At 65.3% G+C, this 14,579-nt stretch carries 8 protein-coding genes and 1 tRNA gene; 4 read left to right on the top strand and 5 right to left on the bottom strand.

Going from position 1 to position 14,579, the window contains the following annotated elements:
* Positions 1–8: 8 nt before the first annotated feature.
* Complete coding sequence (gene panB, locus AC13CR_RS18880) at positions 9–818, bottom strand: 3-methyl-2-oxobutanoate hydroxymethyltransferase (RefSeq protein ID WP_292954894.1); 810 nt, start codon at positions 816–818, stop codon at positions 9–11.
* Positions 819–826: 8 nt separating this feature from the next.
* Positions 827–1,684, bottom strand: a complete 858-nt coding sequence (panC, locus tag AC13CR_RS18875; protein ID WP_292954897.1) for a pantoate--beta-alanine ligase — start codon at positions 1,682–1,684, stop codon at positions 827–829.
* A 181-nt stretch (positions 1,685–1,865) separates the two neighbouring features.
* Here panC and AC13CR_RS18870 point away from each other — a divergent pair, with 181 nt between their 5' ends.
* Positions 1,866–4,358: a GcvT family protein gene (locus AC13CR_RS18870; RefSeq protein WP_292978217.1), complete on the top strand. Its 2,493-nt coding sequence runs from the start codon at positions 1,866–1,868 to the stop codon at positions 4,356–4,358.
* A 213-nt stretch (positions 4,359–4,571) separates the two neighbouring features.
* On the opposite strand, the gene AC13CR_RS18865 is transcribed toward AC13CR_RS18870, so the two are convergent.
* The 3 genes from AC13CR_RS18865 to uvrA form a co-directional block, all read right to left on the bottom strand.
* Positions 4,572–4,646: transfer RNA gene (locus AC13CR_RS18865), tRNA-Gly, on the bottom strand.
* Between the two features lie 112 nt (positions 4,647–4,758).
* Positions 4,759–5,139: a DUF4260 family protein gene (locus AC13CR_RS18860; protein ID WP_292954903.1), complete on the bottom strand. Its 381-nt coding sequence runs from the start codon at positions 5,137–5,139 to the stop codon at positions 4,759–4,761.
* Positions 5,136–7,994: an excinuclease ABC subunit UvrA gene (gene uvrA, locus AC13CR_RS18855; RefSeq protein WP_293014150.1), complete on the bottom strand. Its 2,859-nt coding sequence runs from the start codon at positions 7,992–7,994 to the stop codon at positions 5,136–5,138. The genes AC13CR_RS18860 and uvrA overlap by 4 nt, the downstream gene beginning before the upstream one ends.
* A gap of 305 nt (positions 7,995–8,299) precedes the next feature.
* Between uvrA and AC13CR_RS18850 the strand changes: the two genes are divergently transcribed.
* Genes AC13CR_RS18850 through AC13CR_RS18840 form a run of 3 tightly spaced genes read left to right on the top strand, consistent with a single transcriptional unit; the run spans position 8,300 to position 14,514 of the window.
* A complete protein-coding gene (locus AC13CR_RS18850; protein WP_292954909.1) occupies positions 8,300–11,734 on the top strand; it encodes a pyruvate carboxylase in 3,435 nt (1,144 codons plus the stop codon).
* Positions 11,735–11,745: 11 nt separating this feature from the next.
* Positions 11,746–13,026, top strand: a complete 1,281-nt coding sequence (locus tag AC13CR_RS18845) for an AGE family epimerase/isomerase (protein WP_292954912.1) — start codon at positions 11,746–11,748, stop codon at positions 13,024–13,026.
* A 39-nt stretch (positions 13,027–13,065) separates the two neighbouring features.
* Entirely contained in the window at positions 13,066–14,514 is a 1,449-nt protein-coding gene (locus tag AC13CR_RS18840) for an alkaline phosphatase D family protein (RefSeq protein WP_446232503.1), read from the top strand.
* Positions 14,515–14,579 lie beyond the last annotated feature (65 nt).

Here is a 14,579-nt window from a genome sequence, read left to right as displayed (position 1 = left end):
AGGACGGATCAGCGATAGGTCTGGTCCGGCCCCGGAAAGCTGCGTTCGCGCACGGCATCGGCATAGGCGGCGATGGCGTTCGAGGCGCGGGGGCCCAGATCGCCGAATGTCCTCACGAAACGCGGCACCCGGCCCGACAGGCCCAGCATGTCGTCCAGGACCAGAATCTGGCCGTCGCAGCGGGCCGAGGCGCCGATGCCCATGGTGGGAATGGCCACGGCCTCGGTAATCTGGTCGGCCAGCCCCTCGACCACCCCCTCGACGACCAGCGAAAAGGCGCCGGCCTGAGCCACGGCGCGGGCATCCTCGACATGGACGGGCCATGTGGTGGGGTCGCGGCCCTGGGTCTTGAAGCCGCCCATCGTCAGCGTGGCTTGTGGTGTCAGGCCGACATGACCCATGACCGGGATGCCGCGTTCGCCGAGAAAGCGGATCGTTTCCGCCATGCGCACGCCGCCTTCCAGCTTGATTGCGCCGGCGCCCGTGTCGGCCATGATGCGCGCGGCGTTGCGAAAGGCCTGTTCGGGGCTTTCCTCGTAGCTGCCGAAGGGCATGTCGATCACCACCATCGCCTTCTGTGATCCGCGCATCACCGCCTGGCCGTGCAGGATCATCATCTCGACCGTGACGCCGATGGTCGAGGGCAGGCCGTGGATCACCATGCCAAGACTGTCGCCGACCAGGATCACCTCGGCATGGTCATCGACCAGCGCTGCCATTGGCGCGGTATAGGCGGTCAGCGCGACAATGGGCACTTGGCCCTTGCGCGCAGCGATCTGCGGGGCGGTGATGCGGTGAATCGGGGCTTGCGCGGACATGGGTTTCCTCAGGGTTGGGCAATGCGCTGGTCGATCAGCAGAACCTCGCCGAAGCGGACCGCCAGCAGGATGACAACCGGCCGCTCGATCCGGTCGATGCGGGACAGGTCGGCCGCGTCGCGAATGTCCACGGATCGGATGTCGGCGCGGGGTTCGGCGCGCAGGATGCGTCGGATCTCGCGGCGCAGGGCAGGCGGGGTCGTGCCCTCGGCCACCATCGCCCGGGCCCGGTCCAGCGCGCGCGACAGCACCGGGGCGGCGGCGCGATCCCGGGTCGTCAGACGGCGGTTGCGCGATGACATGGCAAGGCCGTCGGCCTCGCGAACCGTCGGCACCGGCAGGATTTCGACCGGCATGTCCAGATCGGCCACCATCTGCCGCACGATGGTCAGTTGCTGGTAGTCCTTTTCCCCGAAAGCCGAGGCGTCGGGTCCGATGATGTTGAACAGCTTGGTCACGATCGTCGTCATGCCGCGGAAATGGCCGGGCCGCAGGCGCCCCATCAGCATCCTGGACAGGCCGCTGACCTCGACGAAGGTCTGTGCGCCGGGGCGGTAAATGTCCTCGACCGGGGGCATGAACACGGCGTCGCAGCCGTTTTCACGCAGAAGCCGCAGGTCGTTTTCCTCGTCGCGCGGATATTTCTCCAGATCCGCCTTCTGTTCGAATTGCGTCGGATTGACGAAGATCGAGACGACGATGCGGCCTCCGTCCCGCGCGTCCAGCCAGTCGCGGGCGTGGTCCAGCAAGCGCATATGACCCTGATGCAGCGCGCCCATCGTCGCCACCAGCGCCACGCGCTGGCCCTGGCCCCGCCAATCGGCGACGCAATCGCGAATGGCCTGCTTGCTGCGGCAGATCTGCATCCGTGCCCTCCATCGCCCCCCGGCCACAGGGTTCAACCTAATGGAAAGCGCCGGTTTCGCACAAGTGCTGCGATGCAGCATGTCGTTTTTTGCCGCCAAAGGTCGGGGCGATGGGGCCGGGCGCCGGGGGCTGTGACAGATACGGAGCAAGAAAGCCCAAACCCGGAAGGAGTCGGCCCCGATGAAGTCGCATGTGAAGGTTCTGGTGGTGGGCGGTGGCGCCGTGGGCTGCGGCATCGCACTGCATCTGGCGCGGGCGGGCTGGGATACGCTGCTGGTCGAGCGTGACGAATTGACGGCCGGATCCACATGGCATGCGGCGGGCCTGCTGCCGCTGTTCAACATGGGTTACGCGACCAGCCATATCCACGATTATTCTGTCAGGTTGTATGCCGGGCTGGAGGCCGAGACCGGGCTGAACGCGGGCTTCACCCGCTGCGGCAACCTTCGCATGGCGCAGACCGACGCGCGGATGGACGAATACATGCTGTATTCCGCCACTGCCGAGACGATCGGGATCGAGCATGAATTCCTGACCCCCGCCCAGATCGGGGATCGCTGGCCCCTGGTCCGGACCGAGGATCTGAAGGGCGCGCTGTTCCACCCGACCGACGGCTATATCAACCCCGCCGACGTGACCCAGGCCATGGCCAAGGGCGCGCGCATGGCCGGCTGCGCGATCGAACGCAAACTGCAGGTGCAGGGCTATCGCTGGACCGGATCGGAATGGATCGTCACTTGCGAGAGGATGGCCGAGAGGGGCGGCAATCTCGTTCCCTCGGGCGAGGTGTTCGAGATCCGGGCCGAACATGTGGTCACCGCGACGGGCAACCATGCGCAGCGGACCGCGCGGCTGCTGGGCATCCGGATCCCCGCCATCCCCGTCGAACACCAGTTCATCGTGACCGAGCCCGATCCGGCGCTGCTGAAATGGCGGGCCGACGGCAATCCCGAACATCCGGTGCTGCGCGATGCCGACGCCAAGTGGTATGTCCGCGAGGAACGCGGCGGCTGGATCCTGGGCCCTTACGAGGAAGGTGCGCCGGCGCGCTTCCCGTATGAGGTTCCCGACAGCTTCCGTGCCGATCTGTTCCCGCTGGATCTGGAACGGATCGAACAGGAATACATGTCGATGATCCACCGCATCCCGTCCTCGGAAGAGGTCGGCCTGAAGGACGATTTCAACGGACCCATCTGTTACACCCCGGACGGCAACCCGCTGGTCGGACCGGCGCCGGGCCTGCGCAACATGTGGCTTGCCGAAGGCTTCAGCTTCGGCATCACGGCGGCGGGCGGGGTCGGGCATTATCTGACGCAGATGATGACCGGGGGCGAGGCCGAGATCGACATGGCCAGCCTCGATCCGCGCCGGTTCGGATCATGGATGACCACCGAATACGGGACGCGCAAGAACGAGGAAGCCTATTCCCACGTCTTCATCCTGCACCATCCCGATGAGGAACGCGAAGCCTGCCGGCCCTTGCGCACCGCGCCCGCTTATGACCGGCAAAAGGCGCGGGGCGCGCAATTCGGGCAGGTAAACGGCTGGGAGCGGCCGAACTATTATGCGCCGGCGGGTTTCGACGACCATGCTTCCCGCAGCTTTCGGCGCGGCGGCTGGTGGCAATATGCCAAGGCCGAGGCCGAGGCCCTGCGCGGCGCTGCCGGCCTGATCGACGCGACGGCATTCGCCAAGCACATCGTCAAGGGGCCGGGCGCGACCGTCTTCCTCGACTGGCTGACCACCAACAGGCTGCCCAAGGTCGGGCGGATCAACCTGACCTATGCGTTGACCGAAACCGGCACCACGCGCACCGAATATACCATCGTGCGGCTGGCCGAGGACGAATACTACCTTGTCTCGGCGGGCGCATGGGCCGATTACGACGGCGACAACCTGATGAAATCAGCCGGGGATTTCATGGCCCAAGGCGGCGCCCATGTCGCCATTCAGGACGTCACCACGCAATGGGGCGTCTTTGCCTTGGCCGGTCCCGCCTCGCGCGAGATCCTGTCAAGACTGATCCGTGATCCGCAGCCGGAAACCGCCTTGTCGAACAAGCGGTTTCCGTGGCTTTCGGCGCGGCGGATCGAACTGGGCATGGTGCCGGTCAACGCGATCCGCGTCGCCTATACGGGCGAGTTGGGCTGGGAACTCCACCACCCGATCGAGATGCAGAACCACCTGTTCGACCGGCTGATCGAGGCCGGCGAGCCGTCGGGAATGAGGTTGGTCGGCGCACGGGCGCAGAACTGGCTGCGGCAAGAGAAATCCTATCGCGCCTTCGGCACGGAACTGGGCCGAGACGCGACCCCGCTGGAGGCGGGGCTGGACCGTTTCGTCGATCTGTCCAAGGATTTCAGGGGCAAGGCCGCGATGCAGGCCCAGGGTATCCGCAGCACCTGCGTGACGCTGCTGATCGACGGACCCGAGGATGCCGATCCCTGGGGCCGCGAGGCCTTGTTCCTGGAAGGCGGAAAGGTGGGGCGACTGACCTCGGGCGGGTATTCGGTGGCCTTCGGAAAATCGATCGCCATGGGCTATGTCCGCCCCGATCTGGCGCGGGCGGGAACAAGGCTGAAGGTCCGCATGTTCCGCGAATTGTGGGATGCCGAGGTGACCGAGGACAGCCCCCATGATCCGTCCAACGCGCGGATCAGGGTGGACGGCTAGCGCCGGTCGGGCTGTCGGTTCGGTCTGGTCGGGCAGGGCGCGGGCAGCCGCGCTCTGGCTGGGCCGGACATCTTGCGGAAGAAGGGCGAGATGTCAGGATTGGCCGGGCAGTCATGAACCATCAACCGACGGCCACCTGTGCGGTTTCGCCTGTGAAAGGCCGCGATGGCCAGTGCCACCACAGGCTGATCCCACGCGATGATGTCTAGAAACTGGAGCGGGCGATGAGATTCGAACTCACGACCCTAACCTTGGCAAGGTTATGCTCTACCCCTGAGCTACGCCCGCATCCATGTCGAAGGTATATCCCCTTCGGTGAGCGGTGATTTACGGAAGAGCGCCGGCAGGCGCAAGGGGGTATTTCGGATTTTCGGCAGAAAACTTGCGGACGGGATGCGGCCTATCGCCCATCGTCGTCGTTCCGCCCGATCAGGCCCAGATGGGTGTCCTGAAAGCGCGTGACCGACTTCAAGCCATAGCCAAGCGCACGGTCGATCCCGACATGCGCCATCCAGACAGCACCCGCCGCGATCAGCCCGGTCTGCCCGGTCAGCAGGCCCAGCAGCGCAAGGATCAGCCCGTTGGCATAAAGATGCGCGGCGTTATAGATCGCGGCCCCGACCCGCGCCCCGGCCAGATAGCCTATCATGGACAGATCCGGCGCCAGCAGAACCAGCGGCCAGAGCCAGAGCGGCCAGCCCGATTGCGTCATTCCGGCCAGCGCCACGGCAGCGGCAAAGATGCCCGCGCCCTCGATCCTCTGCCATGCGACCGGGCTCATTCAGCGGCGCGGATGCGGGCGGGTTCCAGCATCGGGGCAAGGTAGTGGCCGGTATGACTGTCCGCGATGCGGGCGACCTCCTCGGGCGTTCCGGTCGCCACGATCCGGCCGCCGCCATCGCCGCCTTCGGGGCCGATATCGATGATCCAGTCGGCGGTCTTGATCACGTCGAGGTTATGCTCGATCACGATCACCGTGTTGCCCTGATCGACCAGTTCGTGCAGCACTTCCAGCAGCTTGCGCACATCTTCGAAATGCAGGCCGGTGGTCGGCTCGTCGAGGATGTAAAGCGTCCGCCCGGTCGAACGGCGCGACAATTCCTTGGACAGCTTGACCCGCTGCGCCTCGCCCCCCGACAGGGTGGTCGCCTGCTGGCCGACCTTGATGTAGCCAAGGCCCACCTGCATCAATGCATCCATCTTTTCGCGGATCGACGGAACGGCAGCAAAGAAGGTCTGCGCATCTTCAACCGTCATATCAAGAACGTCGGCTATGCTTTTGCCCTTGAACTGAATTTCAAGTGTCTCGCGATTGTATCGCTTGCCCTTGCAGGTCTCGCATTCGACATAGACATCGGGCAGGAAATGCATCTCGATCTTGATGACGCCGTCGCCCTGACAGGCCTCGCAGCGGCCGCCCTTGACGTTGAAGCTGAAGCGCCCGGGCTTGTAGCCGCGGGCCTTGGATTCGGGCAGCCCGGCGAACCAGTCGCGGATGGGCGTGAAGGCGCCGGTATAGGTGGCCGGGTTCGACCGGGGCGTGCGGCCGATCGGGCGCTGGTCGATGTCGATGACCTTGTCCAGATGTTCCAGCCCCTTGATCGTCTCGCAGGGGGCCGGGGTCTGGCGCGCCCCGTTCAGGCGCAGGCTGGCGGTCTTGAACAAGGTCTCGATCGTCAGGGTCGATTTTCCGCCGCCCGAGACCCCCGAGACACAGACGAACTTGCCCAGCGGGAATTCCGCCGTGACATCCTGCAGGTTGTTGCCTGTGGCCCGGACCACAGTGACCTTCTTGCCGTTGCCCTTGCGGCGTTCGGACGGCACCGCGATCTGGCGCGCGCCGGACAGGTATTGACCGGTCAGGCTGGCCGGATCGGCGGCGATCTGGTCGGGCGTGCCCTGGCTGACGACGCTGCCGCCATGCACGCCCGCGCCCGGACCCATGTCGAAGACGTAATCGGCGTGGCGGATCGCGTCCTCGTCATGTTCCACGACCAGCACCGAATTGCCCTGATCACGCAGGTTCATCAGCGTGCGCAGCAGACGGTCATTGTCGCGCTGATGCAGCCCGATGCTGGGTTCGTCCAACACATACAATACGCCGGTCAACCCGCTGCCGATCTGGCTGGCAAGCCGAATCCGCTGTGATTCGCCGCCCGACAGCGTGCCCGCCGCGCGTGACAGCGTCAGATAATTCAGTCCGACATTGACAAGAAAACCAAGGCGTTCGCGAATCTCCTTCAGAATCGCGGCGGCGATCTCGTTCTTCTGCTTCGACAGATGTTTCGGCGCGTCCTCGACCCAGTCCAGCGCGTCCTGGATCGAGCGTTCCACGACCTGCCCGATATGGTCGCCGGCGATCTTAACGGCCAGGGCCTCGGGCTTCAGGCGATAGCCGTTGCAGGCGCCGCAGGGACGGTTGTTCTGATACCGCTCGAATTCCTCGCGCACCCATTGGCTGTCGGATTCACGAAGACGACGCTGCATGTTCGGGATCACACCCTCGAAGACGCGGCTGATTTCATAGACCCGGCCGGCATCGTCGAAACGGAACTTGATCTGGTCTTCGCCCGATCCGTAGAGGAACATCTGCCGGACATGGTCGGGCAAATCCTTCCACGCGGTCTTCTTGTCGAAGCCGTAATGCCTGGCCAGCGCGTTGACGGTCTGGGTCAGATAGGCCGATTTCGACTTGGCCCAGGGCAGAATCGCGCCCTTGTCCACCGACAATCCGGCATCGGGCACGACAAGCCGTTCGTCGAAGAACAGCTCGACTCCCAACCCGTCGCAGACCGGGCAGGCGCCGAAGGGCGCGTTGAAGCTGAACAGCCGCGGCTCGATTTCCGGAATGGTGAAGCCACTGACCGGACAGGCGAAATTTTCGCTGAAGGTGATGCGGAGCGGATCGCCCTCGGCGGGTGCGGTTTCCAGCACGGCGATGCCGCTGGCCAGATCCAGCGCGGTGCGCAGGCTGTCGGCCAGCCGGGTTTCCAAGCCCTCGCGCACGACGATCCGGTCCACCACCACATCGATGTTCTGGCGGAATTTCTTGTCCAGGGTCGGCGGCTCGTCCAGGTCATGGAATTCGCCGTTGACCTTGACGCGCTGGAAGCCCTGCTTCCTAAGTTCCAGAAACTCCTTGCGATATTCGCCCTTGCGGTCACGCACGATGGGCGCCAGCAGATAGGCGCGGGTGCCTTCTTCCATTGCCATGATCCGGTCGACCATGTCCTGGACCTGCTGCGCCTCGATCGGCAGGCCGGTGGCGGGGCTGTAGGGGGTGCCGGCGCGGGCAAAAAGAAGCCGCAGGTAATCGTATATTTCCGTGACGGTTCCGACAGTTGACCGGGGATTCTTCGAGGTCGTCTTCTGTTCGATGCTGATCGCGGGGGACAGGCCGCTGATGTGATCCACGTCTGGCTTGCCCATCATGTCCAGAAACTGCCGGGCATAGGCCGACAGGCTTTCGACATAGCGGCGCTGACCCTCGGCATAGATCGTATCGAAGGCGAGGCTGGACTTGCCGCTGCCCGACAGCCCGGTGATGACCACCAGCCGGTCGCGCGGAATATCCATGTCCACGCCTTTCAGATTGTGCTCGCGCGCGCCGCGAATCTCGATGAACTTCTGTTCCATGAAGCGAGCCCTTGACCGACCAGTCGCATCACATAGTCAGGCGGGTTGAAAAAGCAACCGGCTTACGAGAACATATACAGAACGCAGATGCAAGCAGCCGCGGAAAGATCCTGTCTGGATCATCAGGGCGGGATTTGTCGGTCGAGGCGAGGGTCGATCCGGATCGGGCGATGACCCGCAACCCTTGGCTTCGGCCCAGGAAAGGAGAGGCGCCGATTTGCGACCTTCGGAGCGGCCGGGACGCCGACGCTTGCGCTGCGGTGCGGCATGGGTAGGATGCTGCCGACGATGACAGGGGGACCGGCATGTTCAACAAGATTCTGGTGGCCAACCGTGGCGAGATCGCAATCCGTGTGATGCGGGCGGCGAACGAATTGGGCAAGCGGACGGTCGCGGTCTTCGCCGAAGAGGACAAACTGGGCCTGCACCGCTTCAAGGCTGACGAGGCCTATCGCATCGGCGAGGGGCTGGGCCCGGTTGCGGCCTATCTGTCCATCCCCGAGATCATCCGCGTGGCCAGGGAATGCGGCGCGGATGCCATTCATCCGGGCTATGGGCTGCTGTCCGAGAATCCCGATTTCGTCGATGCCTGCGCGGCTGCCGGGATCACCTTCATCGGCCCGAAGGCGGAAACCATGCGCGCGCTTGGCGACAAGGCCAGCGCCCGGCGCGTGGCGATCGGGGCCGGGGTGCCGGTGATCCCCGCGACCGGGGTGCTGGGCGAGGATTTCGACGCCATCAAGCGCGAGGCCGCCGAAATCGGCTATCCGCTGATGCTGAAGGCGTCCTGGGGCGGCGGCGGTCGCGGCATGCGCCCGATCAACGGCCCCGAGGAACTGGTGGACAAGGTTCGCGAGGGCCGGCGCGAGGCCGAGGCGGCGTTCGGCAATGGCGAGGGCTATCTGGAAAAGATGATCCTGCGCGCCCGCCATGTCGAGGTGCAGCTTCTGGGCGACGCGCATGGCGGGCTGTATCATCTGTATGAACGCGACTGTACCGTGCAACGCCGCAACCAGAAGGTCGTGGAACGTGCCCCCGCGCCCTATCTGACCCAGGCGCAGCGCGACGAGGTCTGCAATCTGGCCCTGAAGATCGGGCAGGCGGTCGGCTATGAATGCGCCGGCACGGTCGAGTTCCTGATGGATATGGATGACGACCGGTTCTATTTCATCGAGGTCAATCCGCGGGTCCAGGTCGAACATACCGTCACCGAGGAGGTGACCGGCATCGACATCGTGCAGGCACAGATCAAGATCGCGGAAGGATCGACGCTGGCCGAGGCAACCGGCGCCGCCTCGCAATCCGACATCACCCTGTCGGGCCATGCGGTGCAGTGCCGGGTCACGACCGAGGATCCGCAAAACAACTTCATCCCCGATTACGGCCGCATCACCGCCTATCGGTCGGCCACCGGCATGGGGATCCGGCTGGATGGCGGCACCGCCTATGCGGGGGGCGTGATCACGCGCTACTACGATTCGCTGCTGGTCAAGGTCACGGCCTGGGCGCAGACGCCGGAACAGGCGATCAGGCGGATGGACCGGGCCCTGCGCGAATTCCGCGTGCGCGGCGTCAGCACGAATATCGATTTCGTCATCAACCTGCTGAAACACCAGACCTTTCTGGACAACACCTATACGACCAAGTTCATCGACACGACCGATGATCTGTTCACCTTCAAGAAGCGGCGCGACCGGGCGACCAAGATCCTGACCTATCTGGCCGACATCACCGTGAACGGGCATCCCGAGACCGCAGGCCGGGCATTGCCGCCGGCGCAGGCTCATCCGCCGGTTCCGCCAGCGCCGCTGGCCGATCCGGCCCCCGGCACCAGGCAATTGCTGGAGGAAAAGGGCGCGCAGGCCGTGGCCGACTGGTTGGCCGCGCAAAAGCAATTGCTGATCACCGACACGACCATGCGCGACGGGCACCAGTCGCTGCTGGCCACGCGGATGCGGTCGATCGACATGATCCGCATCGCGCCCAGCTATGCCGCCAACCTGCCGCAGCTCTTCAGCGTGGAATGCTGGGGCGGTGCGACCTTCGACGTGGCCTATCGCTTCTTGCAGGAATGTCCCTGGCAGCGGCTGCGCGACATCCGCGCCAAGATGCCCAACCTGATGACCCAGATGCTGCTGCGGGCCAGCAACGGGGTGGGTTATACCAATTATCCCGACAATGTGGTGCAGTTCTTCGTTGGTCAGGCTGCGGCATCGGGCGTGGACGTGTTCCGCGTCTTCGATAGTCTGAACTGGGTCGAGAACATGCGCGTCGCCATGGATGCGGTGATCGAGACCGGCAAGATCTGCGAGGGGACGGTCTGCTATACCGGCAACATGCTGGACCCGGATCGGTCCAAGTATGACCTGCAATATTATGTAGAAACGGCGAAAGATCTGAAATCTGCCGGCGCGCACGTGCTGGGGCTGAAGGACATGGCGGGCCTGCTGAAACCCGCCGCCGCGACGATCCTGATCAAGGCGCTGAAGCAAGAGGTCGGCCTGCCGGTCCATTTCCACACCCATGACACAAGCGGCATGGGCGGCGCGACGATCCTGGCTGCCGCCGCGGCGGGCGTCGATGCGGTTGATTGCGCGATGGACGCATTGTCGGGCAATACCAGCCAGCCCACCATCGGGTCGGTCGTCGAGGCGCTGGCGGGCACCGACCGCGATACCGGCCTGGACATCGGCGCGATCCGGTCCATCAGCAACTACTGGGAGCGTGTGCGCGAGAATTACGCGGCCTTTGAATCCGGCCTGCAATCGCCCGCATCCGAGGTCTATCTGCACGAAATGCCGGGCGGCCAGTTCACCAACCTGAAAAGCCAGGCGCGGTCGATGGGGCTGGAGGATCGCTGGCACGAGGTGGCCCAGGCTTATGCCGACGTGAACCGGATGTTCGGCGACATCGTGAAGGTCACGCCCTCGTCCAAGGTGGTAGGCGACATGGCGCTGATGATGGTGTCACAGAACCTGACCCCTGCCGACGTGCTGGATCCGGAACGCGACATGTCCTTCCCCGATTCCGTGGTGGACATGATGCGCGGCAATCTGGGCCAACCCCCCGGCGGCTGGCCCGAGGGGATCCAGAAGAAGGTGCTGAAGGGCGAAGCGCCCATCACCGACCGCCCCGGCGCGCATCTGGACCCCGTCGATCTGGAAGAAACGCGGACGAAAGTCCAGGCCGAGATGGAGGGCAAGCCCGTCGACGACGAGGATCTGTGCGGCTATCTGATGTATCCCAAGGTCTTCCTCGACTATATGGGCCGTCACCGCATCTACGGGCCGGTGCGGACGCTGCCGACGCGCAGCTTCTTCTACGGGATGGAGCCGGGTCAGGAGATCGCGGTCGAGATCGACCCGGGCAAGATCCTGGAGATCCGCCTGCAAGCGCTGAGCGACACCGACGAAAAGGGCGAGGTCAAGGTATTCTTCGAACTGAATGGCCAGCCGCGGTCCATCCGCGTGCCGAACCGCAAGGTGGCCGGCAGCGCCGCCGCGCGGCCCAAGGCCGATCCGGCCGATGACACCCATGTCGGCGCGCCCATGCCCGGCGTCGTGGCCTCGGTCGCGGTCAGTCAGGGTCAGGCGGTCAAGCAGGGCGACCTGCTGCTGACCATCGAGGCGATGAAGATGGAAACCGGCATCCATGCCGACCGCGACGGCTCGATCAAGGCGGTCCATGTCGGCGCCGGTCAGCAGATCGACGCCAAGGATCTGCTGGTCGAAATCGAATAGGATCAAGGGCAATGCCGGCAAAGAACGATCCCGGACCCGGCCCCGACGAATCCCGGGCGCCCTGGCTGGACGCGCCCGGCCACCGGGCCTTTCTGATCCGCGACGCCCATCATGCGCTGGATTTCTTCGATGCCAGCCCGCGCGATGACGGCGGCTTTCACACGCTCGATTCCGCCGGCCGGCCCTTGCCGGACGGCCTGCAGGAACTGCATACGACCACCCGTCTCGTTCATTCCTACGCGCTGGCGGGGATCGCGGGCCGGCCGGATCGCGCGGGCATCGTGGATCGCGGCATGGACTATCTGTGGCGCGGTCATCGCGACGCCGATCATGGCGGCTATGCCTGGTCATGTGACCAGGCCGGGATCGCGGATGGGACGAAGCTGGCTTACGGCCATGTCTTCGTGCTGCTGGCCGCCTCCAGCGCGGCGATGGCCGGCCATCCCGATGCCGGCCGGCTGCTGGCCGACATTTCCGAGCTGCTCGACCGGCATTTCTGGGATCCGCAGGCGGGCCTTTTTCGCGATGAATTCACCCGTGATTGGCAGCCCTTCTCGGATTACCGGGGAATGAACGCCAACATGCACGGGGTCGAGGCGCTGCTGACCGCTTTCGAGGCGACGGGCGAGCGCGATTATCTGCGCCGCGCGGGCCGGATCCTTGATTTCTTCGTCAGCCGGACCGCACGGGTCGAAGATTGGCGCATCCCCGAACATTACAGCGCCGATTGGCAGCCTGATCGCGCCTATGCCGGCAACCCGATGTTCCGCCCCGCCGGCACCACGCCCGGCCATTCCTTCGAGATGGCGCGGCTGCACCTGCATCACTGGGATCTGGCCGGCCGGCCCGGCAACGACGCCCCGGCCGAGGCCCGCGCGCTGGTCGAAACCGCGCTGGCCGACGCCTGGTCCGATCATGGCGGTCTTGCCTATACGCTGCATTTCGGCGGCGCGGTGGACAATCCGACCCGCTTCTGGTGGCCGGTGACCGAGGCGATCGGCGCCCTGGCCGCCCTGGCGAAACTGGAGCCACGCGAGGACGACGAGAAATGGTATCGCCGACTCTGGCGCTTTGCCGATACGCGGCTGATCGACCACGAGGCGGGCGGTTGGTTCCCCGAAGCCGATACCGGCTGTGGCCCTGCCACGGGCCAGTTCAGTGGCAAGCCTGACATCTACCACGCCTTGCAGGCCGATCTGTTCGCGCTGACGCCGGGGCTGTCGCGTCATGCCGAGGGATTGCGCATCGGCCAGCCCCTGGCCCTGACCGGCGGGTTTTCGCATGGGCGGTGATGCAGGATCTGCACATTTTGCCCCGCGCTGCCTATCTGGATGATCCAGGACAATGAAAGACAAGCCGTGACAACTGCTGACATCCGCGAGGCGGGGCCGATCCTGCATTTCCGCAGCCACGACGCGGCGGGGCTGTCCCTTGCCGCGCTGAGCGTCCGTCCGGAAGGTGCGGCCGCGCCCGGCCCGGTCGAGACGAAGACGGCCAAGATCGCCCCGCGACGGATCGCCCGTCTGGCGGGGCTGGATTTCTGGCGCCACGATTTCACCCTGGCGGTGGGCGAGGACGGCTATCGGCTGGACGGCCGGCTGCATCCGGTCGCGACACGGCTGGAGGGCGATCTGCGGATCGGATTCGTTTCGTGCAACGGCGAGGAGGACGGCGATCTGGATCGCGATCCGCAGGAACGCAACCTCATGTGGTCGCGGCTTCTGGAACAGCACGAGTCCGCCCCCTTCGCGCTGCTGCTTCAGGGCGGCGACCAGATTTATGCCGATGAGGCGACGAAAGGCCACCCGCTCAGCGAGGATTGGCCCGATTCGGTGCCCCCCGATCCCGGCGCCGAGGCGCTGGAAGGGCTGCGCGCGCATCTGCGCGACCGTTTTGCCCGGCGCTATCTTCGGGTTCTGACCGCCGATCCCTGCGAACGGCTGTTTGCCGAAATTCCGGCGCTGTCGATCTGGGACGATCACGACATCTGCGACGGCTGGGGATCTCAGCCCGCCGAATCGACCCATTCGGCAGTGGGTCGGCTGCTGTTTTCGGTGGCGCGCGAGATGTATCTGCTGTTCCAGCACGCCGCCACCGACGCGGATATTCCGGACCTGTTCTGGGAGCCATCGGGGCGCAACCTGGGATGGCGGCGCGATCTGCCCGGCCTGACGATCTTCGCGCCCGATCTGCGGTCGCAGCGCGAGCGGCGGCAGGTCATGGGCGAGGCCGGGTGGCGCCCGGCCGAGACACTGGAAAGCGACGCGGCTCACGTCTTCATGGTTTCCAGCGTGCCGCTGCTGGGGCCGCGCCTGTCGCTGCTGGAATCGGTGATGGCGGTCATCCCGAAGATGCAGCACTACGAGGACGACCTGCGCGACCAGTGGCAAAGCCGCGCCCATCGCGATTCCTGGCGGCGGATGTTGGGCGCGGTGTTGCGGATGCGGCAGAAGGCGGCGGTGACGGTGCTGTCGGGCGAGATCCATCTGGCGACGCGGGCCGATATGGGGCCCGACCAAACGCGGATTCATCAGCTTGTCGCCTCGGGCATCTCGCATCGCGCGCCGCCGCGCAATTATGCGCGGGTTCTGGGCTGGTTCGCGAGTCTCGGCGAATCGCCGCTGCCGCATCATCCGGTCCGCATCCACCCGCTGCCGGGCCAGCGCCGACGCTATGTGGCGCAGCGGAATTTCCTGACGCTGCAACGGCGTGACGGGCGCTGGCAGGCGGTCTGGCATCTGGAAGACAGCGGCGCGACGCCGGGTCTGCCGCTGGACTGACGCCGCGCAGCCCTGACGCGGCCTGCGCGGCCCAGCCCGGACAGGCGCATCGCACAAGGCTGCGG

It is taken from the genome of Paracoccus sp. L-17 (assembly GCF_056857655.1).
This window is presented reverse-complemented; position numbering and strand designations above follow the sequence as displayed.

Coding starts and splice junctions, on each gene's coding strand:
- AC13CR_RS18860 (WP_292954903.1), bottom strand. CDS start 5,139: ATGAGCCCGGTCGCATGGCAGAGGATCGAGGGCGCGGGCATCTTTGCC.
- uvrA (WP_293014150.1), bottom strand. CDS start 7,994: ATGGAACAGAAGTTCATCGAGATTCGCGGCGCGCGCGAGCACAATCTG.
- AC13CR_RS18840 (WP_446232503.1), top strand. CDS start 13,066: ATGATCCAGGACAATGAAAGACAAGCCGTGACAACTGCTGACATCCGC.
- AC13CR_RS18845 (WP_292954912.1), top strand. CDS start 11,746: ATGCCGGCAAAGAACGATCCCGGACCCGGCCCCGACGAATCCCGGGCG.
- AC13CR_RS18870 (WP_292978217.1), top strand. CDS start 1,866: ATGAAGTCGCATGTGAAGGTTCTGGTGGTGGGCGGTGGCGCCGTGGGC.
- panC (WP_292954897.1), bottom strand. CDS start 1,684: ATGCAGATCTGCCGCAGCAAGCAGGCCATTCGCGATTGCGTCGCCGAT.
- AC13CR_RS18850 (WP_292954909.1), top strand. CDS start 8,300: ATGTTCAACAAGATTCTGGTGGCCAACCGTGGCGAGATCGCAATCCGT.
- panB (WP_292954894.1), bottom strand. CDS start 818: ATGTCCGCGCAAGCCCCGATTCACCGCATCACCGCCCCGCAGATCGCT.